Source organism: Micromonospora aurantiaca ATCC 27029 (assembly GCF_000145235.1).
Lineage (GTDB): Bacteria > Actinomycetota > Actinomycetes > Mycobacteriales > Micromonosporaceae > Micromonospora > Micromonospora aurantiaca.
Genome location: NC_014391.1, coordinates 1169182 through 1189743, shown reverse-complemented (window position 1 = coordinate 1189743; position 20562 = coordinate 1169182). Strand labels below are relative to the sequence as shown.

Sequence of the window (20562 nt, the reverse complement as noted above, 5' to 3'; positions counted from 1 at the left end):
TCGCGGGGCCGCTGACGTGAATGACGCTTTGATACCGTCTCGCCGTGTCCGTGACACGCCCGGCCTTCTCCCCCTCGATGGCGCCCGCGTCGGCGACGCCGGTGCCGTCGCGGCCGGGCACGCCGGTGGCGCTCGTCGCGCTCGCGTGGGACCGGCTGAGCCGGTCCCCGTACTGGTCCGTCGCGGGCCTGCTCGTCGCGCTGGGCGCCGTGCTGCGGATCCGGCAGTGGGCGTACGCGCGCAGCTTCTGGAGCGACGAGCTGTATGTGGCGCACAACATCCGGGAGCGCGGCTACCTGGACCTGTTGCAGCCGCTGGCGTTCAGCCAGTCGGCGCCGCCCGGCTGGCTGTGGCTGGAACGATTCGCGTTCGAGCAGTTCGGCGACGGTGAGCGGGCACTGCGGCTGGTGCCGCTGCTGTTCGGGCTGGCGCTGCTGCCGCTCGTGGCGTGGCTCGGCCGGGCACTCCTGCCGCCGCTCGCCGCGCTGGCGGCGCTGCTGCTGGTCGCCGTCGCGCCGTTCCTCATCGGCTACTCCAACGAGCTGAAGCAGTACAGCGCCGAGGCGTTCGGCGTCACGCTCGTGGTCGGGCTGGCGCTGCTGCTCGTCCGGGACGGCGTCACCTGGGCCGGGTCGGCGGTGTTCTGGTCGGCCGCGGCGGTCATGGCGTTCGTCAGCACCCTGTCCATTCCGGTCACCGGCGCGCTCAGCGTGCTGCTGGGCGGGTACGCGCTGTCCCGCCCAGATCGGCAGTGGGCGAGCAGGTGGCGTGAACTGGGCCGGTTCCTCGCCCCGGCGCCGGCCTGGGGCGTGGTCGAGCTCGTGGTGTACGTGCTGTTCCTGGCGCCGGGACTCGCCGATCCGCAGCTCGCCGCGTACTGGCGGGCGAAGTCGATCTATCCGGCGCACCCGCTCACCGACCTGGCCGCCACAGTGGAATGGCTCGCGGCGACGTACCGGAGTCTCGCCACAGTGCCGTTCGTGGCCTGGTCGGTGTGGGTCGTCGTACCGCTGCTGGTGCTGGGCACGGCCGCCGGGCTGCGCCGGCTCTCCACTGTGGCGGTGCTGGTTCTGCTCACCCCGCTGGCGGCCGGGCTGGCCGGCGCGGCGGTGTCGGTCTACCCGTTCAACGGCCGGCTGGCGCTCTACGCGGTGCCGGCCTGCCTGCTGCTCGCCGCGCTCGCCGTCGCACCGCCACCGATGCGGGCCGGCCTGCCCGCCCGGATCAGGTGGGTGGTCGGGGTGGTGCTCCTGCTCGCGCTCGCCGTTCCGCAGCTGGCCACCGCAGTGGTGGCGACTGTGCATCCGGCGCGGGCCTTCGCCCAGGGCGGCGGCGCGAACGCCGTCGACTACCGGGGCGCGCTGGGCTACCTGGACGACAAACGCCGCCCGGGTGACCTGGTGCTGGCCACCACGGTCTCGTGGAACGCCCAGGCGTGGTACGGCCCGGCAGCGGACGCCTATGTGGTCGCGGCCGGCCCCGGCGGGTGCCCGGGGCGGACCGTGTCGGCGTTGCTGCCCGGACGATCCCGGGTCTGGCTGTTCCAGGCCACCGACTGGGCCGACGGGGCGAACCGGGACGTCATCGTCCGGCTCGGCGGCAGCGGCGTGGCGGTCACCGAGCGGCAGTTCAGCGGGGCGCGCGTGGTCCGCTTCGACCTGGCCGCGGGCGTCACCAAGGGCAGCGACGTCTGCCTGGTGCCGCCGCCGAACGGCGCCCGCGTCCGCTAGCGGGCGCGCGGCGTCCTAGCTGTGCCGCTGCCAGAGGTCGCGCAGGGCGTCCCAGTTGCCGCCGAGCCCGGCGCCGCACGGCGTCTCCATGTAGATCGCGCTCGTGTTGTCGTCGCGGCCCCACCAGATGCCGCAGACCGGGCGGCCGTCCTGGCCGTTGCCGGCGTACTCGACGTAGCTGCCCTGCGCCCCGCTGACGCCGCCGGTGGCCGGTCCGGCCTCCCGCATGCCCGGCGCGAGCGCACGGCCGATGATGCCCATCTGCTGGCGGAAGGCGCGCGCCGCCTCCTTCTTCTCGGCCGACTCGTACTCGGCGAAGTGCACCGACACGCCCAGGTAGCGGCAGAAGACGTGCTGCTTCTCGCCGGCGGCGAGCCCGGGGCCGCTCTTCTCGGTGTTGATCGCGCAACCGCCCACCCCGTCGAGCCACGGCTCGGCGATCGGCATGAGCGTGGCGTCGAACTTCGCCTTGTTCAGCGACTGCTGGGTGGCCTCGTAGAGCGCCGGGGAGGCGCTGGCCGCCGGAGTGGACGGTTCGCCACCGTCGGCGAGCGACCGTCCGGCGAGCAGACCGGCGCCGCCGGCCAGCACCGCCGCCATGACCAGACCTCCGATCCACAGGCCGGTACGGCTCTTGGGCGGGCGGGCGACCGGTGCGATCCGGGGACCGCCGGTCGGCACGAGCGGATCCGGGGCGGTGGCCTGGGCCGGGATCGCCGGCACCGGCATGCCCGGCGACACCGGCATGCCGGGCGACACCGGCGCGCCGGACGAGACGGGCGCGCCGGAGACCGGCTGCTGCGGCGTCATCGCCCACGGCTGCGGGCTCCACGGCAACTGCGGCGGGGACGAGACCTGCTGCGGCGGCGCGGACACCGGCGGGGGCGGCGGGAGGATCTCGGCGGTGGCGGTGCGCTGGTAGTCCATGCCCAGGCTGCGGAACAGCCGCTCGGCAGCGCCGTCCTCTTCGGACGGGTACGCCACCCAGGGCTGGCCGGCGGCGAAGTCGGAGTTGACGTACCGGTGGCCGCCGGGCGTCTGGGCCAGCACGTTCGCCGCGTTGGTGAATGCCTCGCGCCAGCGCTGGTCACCGGCTGCGGCGCCGTCCAGGACCGCCACGGTCAGCGCGCGGTCCTGCCCGTCGAGCGCGGCCCAGGCCCTGCCGACCTGGCACTCGCCCAGCACCTCGGTGAACCTGTACGGACCTTCCGGCTGCATGCCCCACTCCTCTGCTCACCCGCCGTGCGGATAGTACAGAGAGCACGCCCGTCGGATCTCCCTGCGGTCGGGCCACTCTTGCGCTCTGAAAGTTTTCATGCATAGAGTCGGCTCGTGAATGAAAGCGGTGCGGCCTCCCCTGACCGCCTGCTCGACCTCTTCCACGGCGTACGGCTCACCCCGACCCAGCGCCGCATCGCCCACTGCCTGGTGCGGCACGCGGGCGCGGCGGCGTACCTGTCCGCCGCCGAGGTGGCCGAGCTGGCAGGCGTCAGCCAGCCGTCGGTGACCCGGTTCGCCATGGCGCTCGGGCACGACGGCTACCCCGCGCTGCGCCGCCGCCTGCGGGAACTCACTGTCACCGGGTCGGCCGGACCGGCCGCCGGCAACGCCCTGCAACGGGCGGTGCACGCCGAGCGGGACAATCTCGACCGGCTCGCCGCTCAGCTCGCCGACGCCGGCCGGGTCGCCGAGGTGGGAAAGCTGCTCGCGGCCAGCCGTCCGCTGCCGGTGCTCGGGCTGCGCGCCGCCGCGCCGCTCGCCGCGTACTTCGCGTACTTCGCCGCCAAGGTGCACCCGGACGTGCGGGTGCTCGACGACGGCGGCAGCATGCTGGTCGACCGCCTGGACCAGGCGGTCGCGGCCGGCGCGACGGCGATGCTGGCGTTCGTGCTGCCCCGCTACCCCCGCGAGACCCTCGACGCGCTGCGCGAGGCCCGGGACGCCGGGCTGACGGTCGTGGCGATCACCGACTCGCCGGTGAGCCCGGCCACCGAGCACGCCGAGGTGGTGCTGCCCGCCGCCGTCGGCGCCGACCTGGTCTTCGATCTGCACACCGCCCCGATGACGCTGGCCATGGTGGTGCTCCAGGCGATCTGCGACGCCGCACCGGCCGAGACCCAGAACCGGCTCGAGGCGTTCGAGTCGTCCGCCGCCCGCCGCCAGTTGTTCCTCGGCTGAGAGGAGTACGAGATGCACCAGCCCGTCCGCGCCGCCCGCGGCACCGCACGCACCGCGAAGGGGTGGCCGCAGGAGGCCGCCCTGCGGATGCTGATGAACAATCTCGACCCCGAGGTGGCCGAGCGCCCCGAGGACCTGGTGGTCTACGGGGGCACCGGCAAGGCGGCCCGGGACTGGCCGTCGTACCACGCGCTGGTGCGGACGCTGACCGACCTGCGCGACGACGAGACGATGCTCGTGCAGTCGGGCCGCCCGGTCGGGGTGATGCGCACCCACGAGTGGGCGCCGCGCGTGCTGCTGGCCAACTCGAACCTGGTCGGCGACTGGGCCACCTGGCCGGAGTTCCGCCGCCTGGAGTCGCTGGGCCTGACCATGTACGGGCAGATGACGGCCGGGTCCTGGATCTACATCGGCACCCAGGGCATCCTCCAGGGCACGTACGAGACGTTCGCCGCTGTCGCCGAGAAGCGGTTCGGCGGCACGCTCGCCGGCACGCTGACGCTCACCGCCGGCTGCGGCGGCATGGGCGGCGCGCAGCCGCTCGCGGTCACCATGAACGGCGGCGCCTGCCTGATCGTGGACGTCGACCGGTCCCGGCTGGAGCGGCGGGCGCACGACCGCTACCTCGACGAGATCGCCGACTCGCTTGACGACGCGGTCGAGCGGGCGCTCGCCGCGAAGCGGGACCGGCGGGCCCTGAGCGTCGGGGTGGTCGGCAACGCCGCCACCGTCTTCCCCGAGCTGCTGCGCCGGGGCGTGGCCATCGACATCGTGACCGACCAGACCAGCGCGCACGACCCGCTGTCCTACGTGCCGGAGGGCGTGGACCCGGCCGACGCGCGGGACTACGCGGCGGCCGAGCCGGCCGAATTCACCGACCGGGCCCGGGCGTCGATGGCGAAGCACGTGGAGGCGATGGTCGGCTTCCTCGACGCGGGCGCGGAGGTCTTCGACTACGGCAACTCGATCCGGGGCGAGGCCGAGCTCGGCGGATACGAGCGGGCGTTCGACTTCCCCGGGTTCGTGCCCGCATACATCCGGCCGCTGTTCTGCGAGGGCAAGGGCCCGTTCCGCTGGGCCGCGCTCTCCGGCGACCCGAAGGACATCGCCGCCACCGACCGGGCCATCCTCGACCTGTTCCCGGAGAACGAGTCCCTCGCCCGGTGGATCCGGATGGCCGGCGAGCGGGTCGCGTTCCAGGGCCTGCCGGCGCGGATCTGCTGGCTCGGCTACGGCGAACGTGACCGCGCCGGGGTGCGGTTCAACGAGATGGTGGCCTCCGGCGAGCTGAGCGCGCCGGTGGTGATCGGCCGGGACCACCTCGACTGCGGCAGCGTGGCCAGCCCCTATCGGGAGACCGAGGCGATGGCCGACGGCTCCGACGCGATCGCCGACTGGCCGCTGCTGAACGCGCTCGTCAACACCGCCAGCGGCGCGTCCTGGGTGTCCATCCACCACGGCGGCGGCGTCGGTATCGGCCGGTCCATCCACGCCGGCCAGGTCTGCGTGGCCGACGGGACCGCGCTGGCCGGGCAGAAGATCGAGCGGGTGCTCACGAACGACCCGGCGATGGGCGTGATCCGGCACGTCGACGCCGGCTACGACGACGCCCGCGAGGTCGCCGGGCGCACCGGCGTGCGCGTCCCGATGGCCGAGTAAGGAAGGGCCCCTTGTTAACGCATTCGGTAGAGGAAGGGTCCCTTCCTAACGGGTTCCGGAAGCTGTGGGACGAGATCGCGCCGATCGGGCGCGACGAGGGCAGCAGCGGCTACCTGCGCTACGCACTGACCGAACCGGAGCTGCGGCTGCGGGAGTGGTTCCACAACCAGGCCGACGCCCGCGGGATGCCGGTTCAGCAGGACGGCAACGGCAACCTGTTCGCCTGGTGGGGCGACCCCGAGACCGGCGGCGCCGTGCTCACCGGCAGCCACTTCGACTCGGTGCCGCACGGCGGCGCGTACGACGGTCCGCTCGGCATCGTCAGCGCGTTCCTCGCCGTGGACGAGCTGCGGGCCGCGGGCGTCACCCCGGACCGGCCGGTGGTGGTGGCCGCGTTCGTGGAGGAGGAGGGCGCGCGGTTCGGCGTACCCTGCCTGGGGTCTCGGCTGCTCACCGGCGAGATCGACGTCGACCGCGCGGCCGGGCTGCGCGACCAGGCCGGGACGACCTTCGCCGAGGCGCTCGGCGAGCGGCCGGCGGGCGCCGACCGGGCGCTGCTCGGCCGCTTCGCGGCCTTCGTGGAGCTGCACGTCGAGCAGGGCCGCGCGCTGGTCGACCTGGACGCGCCGGTCGCGGTGGCCTCCGCGATCTGGCCGCACGGCCGGTGGCGGTTCGACTTCACCGGCGAGGGCAACCACGCGGGTACGACACGGATGGCCGACCGCCGCGACCCGATGCTCACCTACGCGTTCACAGTGCTGGCGGCGAACAAGGAGGCCCGGCTGCGCGACGCGCACGCCACAGTCGGCCGGGTGTCGGTCGAGCCGAACGCCACGAACGCGATCCCGTCCCGGGTCACCGGCTGGCTGGACGCGCGGGCGGCCGAGGCGGAGACGCTGTACGGTCTGGTCGAGGCGGTACGCACCAAGGCCGCCGACCGGGCCGGCCGCGACGGGACCGCGCTGACCTGCACGCAGGAGTCGGCGACCCCGCTCGTCGCGTTCGACCGCGGGCTGGCCGACCGGCTGGCCGCGCTGCTCGGCGCGCCGGTGCTGCCCACCGGCGCCGGGCACGACGCGGGCGTGCTGGCGGCGCACCTGCCCACCGCGATGCTGTTCGTGCGCAACCCGACCGGGGTGTCGCACTCCCCCGCCGAGGCGGCCACCGACGCCGACTGCGCCGCCGGGGTGGCCGCCCTGGCCCGGGTGCTGGAGGAGCTGGCATGCCGCTGACCCGCTGGCTGGCCGAGTACGCCTGGCTGCCCGATCGCGCCGAGCCCACCCGGGACGTGCTGATCGAGGCGACCGACGGGCGGCTCACCGCGGTCACCCCGCTGACCGTGGACGGTCCGCCGACCGCCGGGGTCGAGGTGCTCGGCGACGCGGTCCGGCTGCCCGGCCTGACGGTGCCCGGCCTGGCGAACGCCCACTCGCACGCGTTCCACCGGGCGCTGCGCGGGCGCACCCACGACGGACGCGGCGACTTCTGGTCCTGGCGCAGCCTGATGTACGCCGTCGCGATCCGGCTCGACCCCGATTCCTACCTGGCGCTGGCCCGCGCCGTGTACGCGGAGATGGCGCTGGCGGGGATCACCTGCGTGGGCGAGTTCCACTACCTGCACCACGGTCCCGGCGGCACCCCGTACGACGACCCGAACGCCATGTCCGCCGCGCTCGTGGAGGCCGCCGCGCACGCCGGGATCCGGCTCACGCTGCTGGACACCGCGTACCTGGCCGGGGGCGTGGACGGTGCGCCGCTGGCCGGGCCGCAGCGCCGGTTCGGCGACGGCGACGCGCTGCGCTGGGCGGAGCGGGTGGACGCGTTCCGCCCGTCCGACGACCACGTCCGGCTCGGCGCGGCCATCCACTCGGTGCGCGCGGTCCCGGCCGGGCAGCTCGCCACGGTGGCCGGCTGGGCCGACCGCAACGGACTGCCGCTGCATGTGCACCTGTCCGAGCAGCCGGCCGAGAACGACGCCTGCCGGGCCGTGCACGGGTGCACCCCGACGCGCCTGCTGGCCGACCACGGCGTGCTCGGCCCGCACACCACAGCCGTGCACGCCACCCACCCGACCGCCGCCGACGTGGCGCTGCTCGGCGACAGCCGTACCCGGGTCTGCGTCTGCCCCACCACCGAACGCGACCTGGCCGACGGGGTCGGCCCGGTACGCCGGATGGCCGACGCGGGCAGCCCGCTGAGCCTGGGCAGCGACAGTCACGCCGTGGTGGACCTGTTCGAGGAGGCCCGCGCGCTGGAGATGGACGAGCGACTGCGTACCCGCAGGCGGGGGCACTTCACGCCGGCCGAGCTGCTCACCGCCGCCACCGTCGGCGGGCACGCCGCGCTGGGCTGGGGCGACGCCGGCCGGCTCGCCGTCGGGCAGCGGGCCGACCTGGTCACGGTACGGCTCGACAGCGCCCGCACCGCCGGGGTGCCGCCGGTCGGCGCGTTCTTCGCCGCCACCGCCGCGGACGTGACGAGCGTCGTGGTGGACGGCCGGCCCGTGGTGGACGGCGGCCGGCACCTGACCGTGGACGTACCCACCGAACTGCGGGACGCGATCGCGGCGGTGACCGCGAAGGAGGACTCGTGACGCGCGGCAGCCTGCTCGTCGACCACATCGGCGAGCTGGTCACCAACGACGGCCGCGACGGCGACCCGCTCGGCATCCGCCGCGACGCCGCGCTGCTCATCTCCGACGGCGAGGTGGCCTGGACCGGTCCGGCCCGGCACGCGCCGGCCGCCGACCGGCGGATCGACGCCGGTGGCGCGGCGGTGCTGCCCGGCTTCGTGGACAGCCACGCCCACCTGGTCTTCGCCGGGGACCGGGCCGCCGAGTTCGCCGCCCGGATGGCAGGCGAGCCCTACACCGGCGGCGGCATCAGGACCACAGTCGGCGCCACCCGCGCGGCCTCCGACGACGCGCTGCGTGCCACTGTGGGCCGGCTGCGCGCGGAGATGCTGCGGCAGGGCACCACCACCGTCGAGATCAAGAGCGGGTACGGCCTGAACGTCGCCGACGAGGCCCGCTCACTGCGGATCGCCGCCGAGTTCACAGGCGACACCACGTTCCTCGGCGCGCACGTGGTCCCGGCCGAGTACGCCGACCGCCCGGACGACTACGTGGGCCTGGTGTGCGGGCCGATGCTCGCCGCCGCCGCGCCGTACGCCCGCTGGATCGACGTGTTCTGCGAGCGGGGCGCGTTCGACGCCGACCACGCCCGCGCGATCCTCGCCTGCGGGCAGGCCGCCGGTCTGGGCGTACGGCTGCACGCCAACCAGCTCGGTCCCGGGCCGGGCGTCCGGCTCGGCGTGGAGCTGGGCGCGGCCAGCGTCGACCACTGCACCCACCTGACCGACGCCGACATCGACGCGCTGGCCGGCTCGGAGACTGTCGCCACACTGCTGCCCGGCGCCGAGTTCTCCACCCGGTCGCCGTACCCGGACGCCCGGCGGCTGCTCGACGCGGGCGTCACAGTCGCGCTCGCCACCGACTGCAACCCCGGGTCGTCGTACACGTCGTCGATGCCGTTCTGCGTCGCGCTCGCCGTACGCGAGATGCGGATGACCCCGGCGGAGGCGGTGTGGGCCGCGACCGCCGGCGGGGCGGCGGCGCTGCGCCGCACCGACGTGGGGCGGCTGACCCCCGGGGCGCGGGCCGACCTGATCGTCCTCGACGCCCCGTCCCACCTGCACCTGGCCTACCGGCCGGGCGTGCCACTGATCCGCCAGGTCCTGCACAACGGAGTACCGCGATGACCACAGTGACCATCCTGTCCAGCGGCGTCACAGCCGCCGACGTGCTCGCGGTGGCCCGCGGCACCGCCAAGGTCGTGCTCGACCCGGCCGCCACCGAGGCGATGGCGACCTCCCGGTCCATCGTGGACCGGATCGAGGCGGCCGGCCGCCCGGTGTACGGCGTCTCCACCGGCTTCGGCGCCCTCGCCAACACGTTCGTCGCCCCGGAGCGCCGGGCCGAGCTTCAGCACGCGCTGATCCGCTCGCACGCCGCCGGGGTGGGCGCGCCGATGCCGCGCGAGGTGGTACGCGCCATGATGCTGCTGCGGGTCCGCTCGCTGGCGCTCGGCCGCTCCGGGGTCCGTCCGCTGGTCGCCGAGGCGCTCGTGGACCTGCTCAACCACGAGGTCACCCCGTGGGTGCCCGAGCACGGCTCGCTCGGCGCGTCCGGCGACCTGGCGCCGCTGGCGCACTGCGCGCTGGTGCTGCTCGGTGAGGGCTGGGTGCTCGGCCCGGCCGGTGACCGCCTCCCGGCCGCCGACGCGCTGCGCCGGGTCGGGCTGAAGCCGGTGTCACTCGCCGCCAAGGAAGGGCTGGCGCTGATCAACGGCACCGACGGCATGCTCGGCATGCTGCTCCTCGCCGTGTCCGACGCCCGGCACCTGTTCGCCATGGCGGACGTGACGGCGGCGCTGGCCATCGAGGCGATGCTCGGCTCGGAGCGGCCGTTCCTGCCCGAGCTGCACGCGATCCGCCCGCATCCCGGTCAGGCCGCGTCGGCGGCGAACATCCACCGGCTGTTGCAGGGCTCGGCGGTGATGGACTCGCACCGCGACGACCTGGCGCACGCGGTGCAGGACGCGTACTCGATGCGCTGCGCCCCGCAGGTCGCCGGCGCGGCCCGGGACACGCTCGACTTCGTCGAGGTGGTGGCCGGCCGGGAGCTGCTGTCGGTGGTGGACAACCCGGTGGTGCTGCCGGACGGGCGGGTCGAGTCGACCGGGAACTTCCACGGCGCGCCGCTCGGCTTCGCCGCCGACTACCTCGCCATCGCCGCCGCCGAGGTGGGCGCCATCGCCGAGCGCCGGGTGGACCGGCTGCTGGACGTCACCCGTTCCCGGGAACTGCCCGCGTTCCTGTCGCCGGACGCCGGGGTGAACTCGGGCCTGATGATCGCCCAGTACACCGCCGCCGGGATCGTGGCGGAGAACCGCCGGCTGGCCGCGCCCGCCTCGGTCGACTCGCTGCCCACCAGTGGCATGCAGGAGGACCACGTCTCGATGGGCTGGGCGGCCACCAAGAAGCTGCGCACCGTGCTGGACAACCTGACCAGCCTGCTCGCGGTGGAGCTGCTGGCGGCCGTACGCGGACTCCAGCTCCGCGCGCCGCTGACGCCGTCACCGGCCGGACGGGCGGCGCTCGACACGCTCGGCCGCACGATCGGCGAGCCGGGACCGGACGTGTTCCTCGCGCCGCTGATGGAGGCCGCGCGCGAGGTGGTACGCGGCCCGGAGCTGCGCGCGGCGATCGAACGGGAGATCGGCCCGCTCGCCTGAGCGGACCGGTCCGGCGTTCTTCGGGTGCCCGGTCGGCGCTGCGGCCGGGTGCCCGGTGGGGGCGGGTCAGGCGGCGGGTGGGAGCACCTTCGCGACCAGCTTGGCCAGTTCCCGCAGCGCCTTGCCGCGGTGGCTGACCGCGTCCTTCTCCTCGGGCGTCAGCTCCGCGTTGGTGCGCTCCTGCCCGTCGCCCAGGAAGATCGGGTCGTAGCCGAAGCCGCCGTCGCCGCGCGGCGCGCGCAGCAGCCGGCCGGACTGGCGGCCGTCGACCAGGTGCTCCTTGCCGCCGGGCAGCACCAGCGCGACGGTGCAGACGAACGCGGCGCCCCGGTGCTCGTCCGGCACGTCGGCGACCTGGTCCAGCACGAGCTGGAGGTTGGCCCGGTCGTCGCCGTGCCCCCCGGACCAGCGGGCGCTGAACACACCCGGCATGCCGTTGAGGGCGTCCACCGCCAGCCCGGAGTCGTCGGCGATGGTCGGCAGGCCGGTACGCCGGCAGCCCTCCCGCGCCTTGATCAGCGCGTTCTCGCCGAACGTGAGGCCGGTCTCGGGCAGCTCCGGGTACTCCTCGACGTCGTCGAGGCCGAGCAGGGCGATCCGGTGCGCGCCGAGCGCGCCGTCCAGGATCCGCTGGAGTTCGACCAGCTTCTTCCGGTTCCGGGTGGCGAGCAGGACCTTGTTCATGACGAGAGCGCCTTCCGCTGCGCGTCGGCCAGTTCCAGGCAGCCCGCCACGCCCAGGTCGAGCAGCGCGTCGAGCTGGTCGCGGGCGAAGACGCCCGCCTCACCGGTGCCCTGCACCTCGACGAAGTCGCCGGTGCCGGTGCAGACCACGTTCATGTCGACCTCGGCGGTGACGTCCTCGGCGTAGCAGAGGTCGAGCATCGGCTCGCCGCCGATCACGCCGACGCTCACCGCGGCCACCGAGCGGTGCATCACCTTCTCCACCTTGCCGGCCAGCGCCTTGCGCTCGGCCAGCCAGGTCACCGCGTCGTGCAGCGCGACGTAGGCACCGGTGATCGCGGCGGTACGGGTGCCGCCGTCGGCCTGGAGCACGTCGCAGTCCAGCACGATCGAGTTCTCGCCGAGCGCCTTGAGATCGACGCAGGCGCGCAGGCTGCGGCCGATCAGCCGGGAGATCTCGTGGGTCCGGCCGCCGACCTTGCCGCGGACGCTCTCCCGGTCCGAGCGGGTGTTCGTGGCACGGGGCAGCATCGCGTACTCGGCGGTCACCCAGCCCAGCCCGGAGCCCTTGCGCCAGCGGGGCACGCCTTCGGTGACGCTCGCCGTGCAGAGGACCCGGGTCGCGCCGAACTCGACGAGCACCGAGCCCTCCGGGTGGGTGCTCCAGCCCCGGGTCAGGGTCACCGGTCGGAGTTGGTCGGGTTGCCGCCCGTCAGGTCGCGCCATGCCTGCACCCTATGCGGTGCGGTGATCGCACCGCCCGCGGGTGCCCGCCGACACGACAGGGCCGCCGCCGGGCTCAGACCTCGTAGCAGGCGCCGGGCCGGACCACGTCCAGCGGCCCGGCGTACGCCCCGGCCGCCGCCTCCACCGTCTGCGACTCGCTGCCCCAGGCGGGTACGAGATGGGTGAGCAGGAGGCGTCCCACCCCCGCCTTGGTGGCCGCCTCGCCGGCCTCCCGGCCGGTCAGGTGCAGATCCGGCGGGTTCTCCACGCCGTCCATGTAGCTCGCCTCGCAGAGGAACACGTCGGCGTCCTGGGCCAGGCGCAGCAGCGCCTCACAGGGCGCCGTGTCGGCGGAGTAGCAGAACACCCGGCCGCCGTGTTCCAGCCGCACCCCGTACGTCTCCACCGGGTGGTTCATCCGGTCGACCGTGACGGTGAACGGGCCGATCGGAAACGTGCCCGGCTGGAGGCCGTAGAACTGGTAGACGTCCTCCACCGAGCCCTCCTCCTGCCCGTACGCGGTGGCCAGCCGGTCGGGCGCGCCGGAGGGTGCGTACATCGGCAGGGGCGGGTACGGGCCGTCCGGCGCGTACCGGCGTACCACCACGTAGGACACGGCGTCGAACATGTGGTCGCAGTGCAGGTGGGTGAGGAGGATGGCGTCAGGGGCGTGCAACCCGACGTAGCGCTGGAGCGTGGAGAGCGAGCCCACGCCGAAGTCGATCAGAAGCCGGAAGCCCTCGGCTTCCATGAGATAGGCCGAACAGGGCGATTCGGGCCCCGGGAAGCTGCCCGCGCAGCCGAGGACGGTCAGTCTCATCCGGTGGCCTCGATCTCACCATGAGTAGTCGATGCGCCGGCGGCGGCTCCGCCGATGATCTCTACCGACGCGCTCGCCACGCTGCGCAGCCTACGCGTCGCCCCGGTCGAGCAAGAATCATCTGCCGGAAGTTGTCATCAACGTGACACCCATACACGTCCGCTCCGGACGAGACCGGCGGTCCGGCCGGCGGGCACGCCACCGACCGGACCGGCCATCGGTCCGTCAGGCCCAGAGCTGACCCTCCAGGGCCTCCTCCGCGTCGGCGAGGGTGCCGCCGTACGCGCCGGTCGACAGGTATTTCCAGCCGCCGTCGCAGACCACGAACGCCACGTCCGCGCGGCGGCCGTCGCGGACCGCCTCGTGCGCCACCGCGAGCGCGGCGTGCAGGATGGCCCCGGTGGAGAAGCCGGCGAAGATGCCCTCCACCTCGACGAGCTGCCGGGTACGCAGCACCGCGTCCCGGGTGCCCACGGAGAAGCGGCGGGACAGCACCCCGGCGTCGTACAGCTCGGGCACGTAGCCCTCGTCGATGTTGCGCAGACCGTAGACCAGCTCGCCGTAGCGCGGCTCGGCCGCCACGATCTGGATGCCCTCGACCTTCTCCCGCAGGTAGCGCCCGGTGCCCATGAGCGTTCCCGTGGTGCCCAGCCCGGCCACGAAGTGGGTGATGCCCGGCAGATCCTGGAGCAGCTCCGGCCCCGTCGTCTCGTAGTGCGCCCGGGCGTTCGCCTCGTTGCCGTACTGGTAGAGCATCACCCAGTCCGGGTGCTCGGCGGAGATCTGCTTCGCGGTCGCGACCGCCTGGTTCGAGCCGCCGGCCGCCGGCGAGAAGATGATCTCCGCGCCGTACATGCGGAGCAGTTGCACCCGCTCGGTGGAGACGTTCTCCGGCATCACGCAGACCAGCCGGTAGCCGCGCAGCTTCGCCACCATGGCCAGCGAGATGCCGGTGTTGCCGCTCGTCGGCTCCAGGATCGTGTCACCCGGACGCAGCCGGCCGGACTCCTCGGCCGCGCGCACCATGAACAGGGCCGCGCGGTCCTTGATGCTGCCGGTCGGGTTCCGGTCCTCCAGCTTGGCCCAGAGCCGCACCGGCGGCGCCCCGGCCGGAACCGTCGGCGAGAGCCGGGGCAACCCGACCAGCGGGGTGCCGCCGCAGGCGTCGAGCAGGCTGTCGTACCGCGCCATCGCGGACCCCTCAGCGGGCGGCGCGCGTGGAGACCGCGTGCGAGGCGATCGCCGCGGCGGCCGCGAAGCCGAACGCGCCGCCGGCGACGGCCGGCAGGATGGTCACGCTGTCGCCGTCGTTGAGCTTGGCGTCGAGCGCGCCGAGGAAGCGGACGTCCTCGTCGTTGACGTAGACGTTGACGAACCGGTGCAGCACGCCCGCCTCGGTGACCAGGCGGGCCTTCAGGCCGCCGTGCCGGGAGTCCAGGTCGGCGATCAGGTCGGCGAGCGTGTCGCCGCTGCCCTCGACGACCTTCGCGCCGCCGGTGTAGCTGCGCAGGATGGTGGGGATGCGAACCTCGATGGCCATGGTGTCTCGTGCTCCTCGTTCGGGATCGTGCCAGGTGACGGGAAAAGGAAGGTGCCGGCGCTGAAGGTCAGCGGTCGGAACACTCGTAGTCGACCGTCGCCGGGCTCTGCCCGAACATGTAGGACTGGACGGCGTTCGGATCCACGGCGGCATCCACGATCTCCACCGGTTCCTCGGTGACCACGCCGTCGACGATCCGGAAGGAGCGGATCTCCTCGGTGTCGGGCTCGCGGGTCGAGACGAGCAGGTAGTGCGCGCCCGGCTCGCCGGCGAAGGAGACGTCCGTACGCGACGGGTAGGCCTCCGTCGCGGTGTGCGAGTGGTAGATGACGACCGGTTCCTCGTCGCGGTCGTCCATCTCGCGCCACACCCGCAACTGCTCCATCGAGTCGAACTCGTAGAACGTCATGGAGCGGGCGGCGTTGTCCATCGGGATGTGCCGGGTCGGGGTGTCGCTGCCGACGGGACCGGCGACCACGCCGCACGCCTCGTCCGGGTGGTCCCGACGCGCGTGGGCGACGATCGCGTCGATGATCGACCGGTCGATGCTCAGCACGCCGCCAAGCCTAGCGCCTGGCCGGCCCGGGCGGCGAGGTGGCGACCGTCACCACTCAGTCGATCAGCGCGTTGAGCAGGGACTCCTGGAGATATCCGAGATAGGCGTAGACCGACAGTTGGAACACCCGGGACGAACCCGGGTCCGCGGCCACCGCGTCGTCGAGCTCCTCGCCCAGGTCGGTGCCGTCCTTGATCTCCAGGCGTACGCCCATCGCCAGCCGGGCGTCGTTCAGCGCCCGCAGCCACGCCTCGGCCGCCTCCGCGTCCAGCCGTACCTCGCCACCGGCGTCACCGTCGGGCAGCGCGGCGAGGACGGCGCCCGCCTGGTCGATCTTGCCGGTCTTCAGGTCGCCCTCGGTGTAGCGGCGGAACTCGGCGGTGCCGGCGTCGTCGTCCGGGTAGACGTCGGGGAAGAGCCGCCCGACCACCGGGTCACCGTGGTCGAAGCCGTCGGTCAGCAGGCCGACCACCTCGTTGGCGACCTTGCGCAGCACCCGGACCTCGTCGACCGCGAACGTGGCCACGTAGTGGTCGCCCCGGCGGCGGAACATGCTCATGACCGGTCCACCGTCGCCCAGAGCCCGTACGCATGCAGTTGCGCCGCGTCGTGCTCCATCCGCTCCCGCGCGCCGCTGGAGACCACGGCCTTGCCCTTGTGGTGCACGTCCAGCATGAGCCGCTCCGCCTTCTCCCGGCTGTACCCGAAGAGCTTCTGGAACACCCAGGTCACATACGTCATCAGGTTGACCGGATCGTCCCAGACGATGGTCACCCATGGCCGGTCGGAGACCGGCACCTCTTCGGTGTCCGGCGTCTCGACCGGCGCAACCTGTGGAGCCGCCATGCCCCCCATCGTGCCACCGGATCCGGGGAACCGATGAACCGGAACGGCGCGCGGGTCGTCGTCACCCGCCCGGGCCGCGTACGCGAGCCCGGGTCGCCGTGTGCCGGCGGCGTGGTCAGGCAAGCAGGATGCCGTGGTCGACCGCATCGGCGAGCACCGCGCCCAGCGAGAGACGGATCACCTCGAAGCGGCGGGACACCTCGCGGGACAGTTCGAGTTCGACCTCGCGCAGCGCGCGCTGGGCCCAGGAACGGGCGGCGTTCGGGTCGTTGTTGCCGGGCGCCCGCCAGTGCTGCCAGCAGCCGCCGTTGAGGGCGACACCGACCGGCGGGAGCACCTCGTCACGCTGCGCGCCGGGCAGCCCGGCCAGCGCGTCCAGGGCGCCCGCACCGGTCAGCCCGGCGACCCCGGCCGTGCTGGTCACCAGGAGCACCCGGTCCAGTTCGGGGCCGTCCGGGTGGTCGGCCAGGCCCCAGCGCACCGCGTGGGTGATCCGCCGGCGTACCCCCTCGGCCAGCGGCGCGCCGAACACCCGGGCGGCGGCCTCGTCGACCAGGCCGCGCACGGCCTCGTCGCACTGGGCGGTGGCGAGCAGCGACAGCGCCTCCAGCTCCCGGTCGAGCATCTGCGGCAGGCCGGCGCAGCCGACCCCGAAGACGATCTCCTGCACCACCCGCAGGTGGATGTTGGCCAGTTCCAGGGCGAGGTGCTGGCGGATCCGGCGGGCGCAGGCGCGGGCCTGGCGGTCGATCCGGTCGGCCAGCTCACCCGGCTCGACACCGGCGAGCACCGGCACCCGGCCGTGCGCGCCGGCCGGCACCGGCGGGCGGGCGCTGCCGCGACGCAGCACCTCGTCGGCCGCCCAGCCGACCAGCGCCCGGCGCAGCTGCGGCAGCTCGGCGCGGCGGGCCGGGAACCACCGGGCCGGGGTGAGCGCCGGCACCGCGGCCAGCAGCGCCGCGCGGTGCGCCTCGATCGAGACCGACACCGGGTCGAGCCGCCGGGTGGGCCCGGTCCGGCCGGACGCCGCCCGGTCCTGGGCCTGTGCGCCGTCGCCCGGCGTCGCCGGGCCGGTCACGCCGGGCGTGACGGCGAAGAACACCTCGACCGGGGTACGCGCCACCTCGGCGAGCAGGTGCAGCTCGGCCGCGCTGAACGCCTGGTCGGCGGAGATCACGAAGAGCAGCGCGCCGGCCCGGCCGACGGCGTCGCGCAGCACCCGGCCGCCTGCGACGCCGAGCGTGCCGGTATCAGGCGTGTCGACCACCGCGAAGTGCCGCAGCAGCGGATCGGGCAGGCTCAGTTCGACCCGGCGCGGCGGCCGGGCCAGTGCCGGGCCGGCGGCGAGCGGGTCGGCGCCGTAGGCGTGCGGCTGGCGGTAGCCCGGGACGTACGCGGCGCGGGTGGCGGTGGCGGCGTGCTGGACCAGCAGGTTGCTTCCCGGCGGTACGGCGAGCGTCGCGGCCTCGACCCCGAGCAGGCCGGCGATCAGCTCGCGCCGGTTCGCGCCGGCCGGACCGGCGACGACCACCGCCATCGGCTCGTCCGGGCCGGGCGCGGTCACCCCGAGCCGAGTCGGCAGCGGGGCACATCCGGGGGGCTCGGCCTGCCGGCGTGGGTCGGGCACGTCGACCGAAGGGAGCGGACCTGGCGTCATCAGGCGGGCCTCCCGGTCGGGCGACCGGGGTACCGGTCGCGGATTCTCCCTGGTTGCAGGGACTGCCGGAAGAGTACGGGTGTCGGCCATCCGACAACCAACACATCCGGTACTCACGGGTAATGAACAGATTACTCAACTTCACTGCGTGACGGTGCGTACGCGGACGGAACACGGTCGATATGCTGCATCGATGAGTAGGTGGGAGTTCGTCGGCCGTACTGATGAACTCAACCGTCTGTTGTCGGCGGTCGGTGGCCCGGAGGGGCGCGGGTTGCTCTTCAGCGGCGACGCCGGGGTCGGCAAGAGCCGGCTGCTGCGCGAGGGGGTGGCCGCGCTCTCCCCCGAGCGGTACGCGATCTGGTCCATCGCGGCCAGCGCCACCACAGCCGCGTTGCCGTTCGGCGGGCTGGTCCAGGTGCTGCCCGCCTCGCAGCCGCAGGGCCTGTCCCCCGCCGGGATCCTGCGCTGGGCCGTGGACGTGCTGCAGGAACAGGCCGCCGGGCGGCCCATCGTGCTCGCCATCGACGACGCGCATCTGCTCGACCCGCCCTCGGCGGCGCTCGTGCACCTGGTCGCCCGCTCGGAGAACGCCTACGTCATCGGGACGCTGCGCAACGGCGAGCAGGTCCCGCTGCCGATCCGCGCACTCTGGACCGACGACCTGGCCGACCTGGTCGAACTGCGCCCGCTGTGCCGCAGCGAGACCACCGGGCTGCTCGCCGCCATCCTGGGCGGCCCGGTCGACGCCGGCTCCTCCGACCGGCTGTTCCAGCTCTCCGCCGGCAACCCGCTGCTGCTGCGGGAGCTGGTGCTGGCCGCCGACGACGAGCTGAACCGCAGGTACGGCATCTGGACCTGGACCGGGCGGCTGGAGCTGGCACCCAGCCTCACCGAACTGATCGACACCCGGATCGGCCAGCTCACCGCCGGCGTCCGGGCGGTCGTCGAACTGGTCGCCTTCGGCGAGCCGCTGGGCCTGCAACTGCTGGAACGCGCGGCCGACCCGGCGGACGTGGAGACGGCCGAGGAACGCGGGCTCATCGCGCTGGTCCACGACGACCGGCGGCTCAACGTCCGCCTGGCGCACCCGCTCTACGGTGAGGTGATGCGCCGGCACTGCCCGGTCAGCCGCACCCGCCGGCTCCAGGCCACCCTCGCCGGACTGCTGGAACAGGTCGGCAAGCGCCGCCGGGAGGACCTGCTGCGCGTCGCGGTGTGGCGACTCGACTCGGGTACGGCGCAGGACGTGGCACTGCTGCTCGAAGCGGCGGTGCAGGCGTTCGGCCGGTACGACGTGCCGCTGGCCACCCGGCTGGCCCGGGCCGCGCTGGAAGCCGGCGGCGGCACTGACGCGGCGGAGCTGCTCGCCACCATCCTCATGTTCGGCGACCGGCCGGACGAGGCGATCGGCGTGCTCGACCAGGTCGCCGGTGAGATCCACGACGACCGGCGGCGCAGCCGGTGGCTGACCGTCCGGGGCATGGTCAGCTACTGGGGGCTCAACCGTGAGTCCACCGTGGAGGAGATCGCCGCGCGCGGCGAGGAGCTGAGCGACCCCGCCGACCGGGCCCGCGTACGCGCGTTCGAGGCCACCATGCGGCTGCACCGGCTCGACGTCGACGTCGCGGTACGGCTGGCCCAGGAGGTGCTGGACCGGCCCGCCGCCCCGATGGCCGCCCGGGAGCTGGCCCGCTGCACGCTCGCCCACCTCCAGGCGGCGCAGGGGCAATACCAGCTCAGCGCCACAGCGATCGCCCGCGTGCAGGCCGAGGCGGCGTGCTGGCGGGGCGACATGCCCTACCTCCAGCTCGCCATGGAACTGGCCCGGGGCACCCGGCTGACGCTCTCCGGCGACCTGCCCGGCATCGACGCGATCGTCGCCGACGAGTTCGCCGACCTGGCCGGAGCCGGCGACTTCCGGCTCGGCACCGGCTACCTGGCCATCCTCCAGGCGTACGCGGCGCGGCTGCGCGGGCGCGGCGACGAGGCGCTGCGGACCAGCCTGGAGGCGTGCGCGGTGCTCGCCACCAGCCGGGTGTACGCGGGCCTCGCGCACGCCGAGCGCGCCCAGGCCGCCGCGCTGCGCGGGGACGTGACGCACGCGGCCGACGCGATGGCCGAGGCGGACCGGACGCACGCGCCCGGCATGGCCGTGCTCTACCCGTGGCTGGAGCAGGCCCGGGGCGCGGTCCAGGCCGCCACCGGTGACCTGCCGGCGGCCACCAAGCACCTGTGCGCGCTCGCCGACCGGCTGCGCGAGGACGGCCTGGCCGGGCACGAGCTGCTCGTCCTGCTCGACCTGGTCCGGCTGGATCAGGCCGCCGCGCCGGTCGGCCCGACCTGCACCGACGGTGGCCGGCGCACCGTGGCGCAACGCCTGGCCGAACTCTCCGAGCAGGTCGACGGCGTGCTGCCGCCGCTGGTCGCCCGGTTCGGCCGGGCCGCCGTCGACGGCTCACCGGACGCGCTGCTGGCCGTCGCCGACGGCTTCGCCGACCGGGAGCTGATCGTGTACGCGGCCGAGGCGACCGCCCTGGCGCTGCACCGGACGCGACACGTCCGGGCCGGCGCCACCGGGCCGATCCGGGAACGCCTCGCCGACCTGCTGCGCCGCTGCGACGAGATCTCCACCCCGGCGCTGCGGCTGCTGCGCCCGACGCTCAGCGAGCGGGAGTGGGAGATCGCCCGCCTCGCGGCCGACGGCGTGACCAGCCGCGCCATCGCCGAGCGGCTGTTCCTGTCCACGCGCACGGTGGAGAACCACCTCCAGCGCGTCTACAGCAAGCTCGGCGTCGCCGGGCGCGGCGAGTTGCGGGCCGCACTACGGTCGATGCCGGGGCACGACGGCGCGGACCCGGGCTGAACTCTAG

The 20562-nt window shown here is 74.3% G+C and carries 18 protein-coding genes; 8 read left to right on the top strand and 10 right to left on the bottom strand.

Features of this window, described 5'->3' with window-relative positions:
* Positions 1-44 precede the first annotated feature (44 nt).
* Positions 45-1730, top strand: coding sequence for a glycosyltransferase family 39 protein (locus tag MICAU_RS05845; protein WP_244879729.1), 1686 nt, complete (start codon positions 45-47; stop codon positions 1728-1730).
* Between the two features lie 15 nt (positions 1731-1745).
* Here MICAU_RS05845 and MICAU_RS05840 read toward each other — a convergent pair whose 3' ends face one another.
* Positions 1746-2948, bottom strand: coding sequence for a hypothetical protein (locus tag MICAU_RS05840; RefSeq protein ID WP_013284369.1), 1203 nt, complete (start codon positions 2946-2948; stop codon positions 1746-1748).
* Positions 2949-3062: 114 nt separating this feature from the next.
* On the opposite strand from MICAU_RS05840, the gene MICAU_RS05835 reads away from it, so the two are divergent.
* Genes MICAU_RS05835 through hutH form a run of 6 tightly spaced genes read left to right on the top strand, consistent with a single transcriptional unit; the run spans position 3063 to position 10861 of the window.
* Positions 3063-3908, top strand: a complete 846-nt coding sequence (locus tag MICAU_RS05835) for a MurR/RpiR family transcriptional regulator (RefSeq protein WP_013284368.1) — start codon at positions 3063-3065, stop codon at positions 3906-3908.
* A 12-nt stretch (positions 3909-3920) separates the two neighbouring features.
* Positions 3921-5567: a urocanate hydratase gene (gene hutU, locus MICAU_RS05830; RefSeq protein ID WP_013284367.1), complete on the top strand. Its 1647-nt coding sequence runs from the start codon at positions 3921-3923 to the stop codon at positions 5565-5567.
* Between the two features lie 11 nt (positions 5568-5578).
* Entirely contained in the window at positions 5579-6799 is a 1221-nt protein-coding gene (locus tag MICAU_RS05825) for an allantoate amidohydrolase (protein ID WP_013284366.1), read from the top strand.
* Positions 6796-8160, top strand: a complete 1365-nt coding sequence (locus MICAU_RS05820; RefSeq protein ID WP_041799179.1) for a formimidoylglutamate deiminase — start codon at positions 6796-6798, stop codon at positions 8158-8160. The genes MICAU_RS05825 and MICAU_RS05820 overlap by 4 nt, the downstream gene beginning before the upstream one ends.
* On the top strand, positions 8157-9326 hold the full coding sequence (hutI, locus tag MICAU_RS05815) for an imidazolonepropionase (RefSeq protein ID WP_013284364.1): 1170 nt from the start codon (positions 8157-8159) through the stop codon (positions 9324-9326). Before MICAU_RS05820 ends, hutI begins: the two co-directional genes overlap by 4 nt.
* Entirely contained in the window at positions 9323-10861 is a 1539-nt protein-coding gene (gene hutH / locus MICAU_RS05810; RefSeq protein WP_013284363.1) for a histidine ammonia-lyase, read from the top strand. The genes hutI and hutH overlap by 4 nt, the downstream gene beginning before the upstream one ends.
* Positions 10862-10927: 66 nt before the next feature.
* Here hutH and rdgB read toward each other — a convergent pair whose 3' ends face one another.
* The 9 genes from rdgB to MICAU_RS05765 form a co-directional block, all read right to left on the bottom strand.
* Positions 10928-11545, bottom strand: a complete 618-nt coding sequence (gene rdgB, locus MICAU_RS05805) for an RdgB/HAM1 family non-canonical purine NTP pyrophosphatase (protein WP_013284362.1) — start codon at positions 11543-11545, stop codon at positions 10928-10930.
* Positions 11542-12270: a ribonuclease PH gene (gene rph, locus MICAU_RS05800; protein WP_013284361.1), complete on the bottom strand. Its 729-nt coding sequence runs from the start codon at positions 12268-12270 to the stop codon at positions 11542-11544. The genes rdgB and rph overlap by 4 nt, the downstream gene beginning before the upstream one ends.
* 73 nt (positions 12271-12343) lie before the next feature.
* Positions 12344-13090, bottom strand: a complete 747-nt coding sequence (locus tag MICAU_RS05795; protein ID WP_013284360.1) for an MBL fold metallo-hydrolase — start codon at positions 13088-13090, stop codon at positions 12344-12346.
* A 225-nt stretch (positions 13091-13315) separates the two neighbouring features.
* Positions 13316-14281 carry a PLP-dependent cysteine synthase family protein gene (locus tag MICAU_RS05790; protein WP_013284359.1) on the bottom strand — a complete coding sequence of 322 codons (966 nt, stop codon included), beginning with the start codon at positions 14279-14281 and terminating at the stop codon, positions 13316-13318.
* A gap of 10 nt (positions 14282-14291) precedes the next feature.
* Positions 14292-14630 (bottom strand): MoaD family protein, encoded by a 339-nt coding sequence (locus MICAU_RS05785; RefSeq protein ID WP_013284358.1) that lies wholly within the window; start codon positions 14628-14630, stop codon positions 14292-14294.
* A 67-nt stretch (positions 14631-14697) separates the two neighbouring features.
* Positions 14698-15186 (bottom strand): M67 family metallopeptidase, encoded by a 489-nt coding sequence (locus tag MICAU_RS05780; protein WP_013284357.1) that lies wholly within the window; start codon positions 15184-15186, stop codon positions 14698-14700.
* Between the two features lie 55 nt (positions 15187-15241).
* On the bottom strand, positions 15242-15745 hold the full coding sequence (locus MICAU_RS05775; protein ID WP_013284356.1) for a DUF2017 domain-containing protein: 504 nt from the start codon (positions 15743-15745) through the stop codon (positions 15242-15244).
* Complete coding sequence (gene clpS, locus MICAU_RS05770) at positions 15742-16032, bottom strand: ATP-dependent Clp protease adapter ClpS (protein WP_018786685.1); 291 nt, start codon at positions 16030-16032, stop codon at positions 15742-15744. Before clpS ends, MICAU_RS05775 begins: the two co-directional genes overlap by 4 nt.
* Positions 16033-16147: 115 nt before the next feature.
* Complete coding sequence (locus tag MICAU_RS05765; RefSeq protein ID WP_244879728.1) at positions 16148-17659, bottom strand: P-loop NTPase family protein; 1512 nt, start codon at positions 17657-17659, stop codon at positions 16148-16150.
* Between the two features lie 223 nt (positions 17660-17882).
* Here MICAU_RS05765 and MICAU_RS05760 point away from each other — a divergent pair, with 223 nt between their 5' ends.
* Entirely contained in the window at positions 17883-20555 is a 2673-nt protein-coding gene (locus tag MICAU_RS05760) for a LuxR C-terminal-related transcriptional regulator (RefSeq protein ID WP_013284353.1), read from the top strand.
* The last annotated feature ends 7 nt before the right edge of the window (positions 20556-20562 follow it).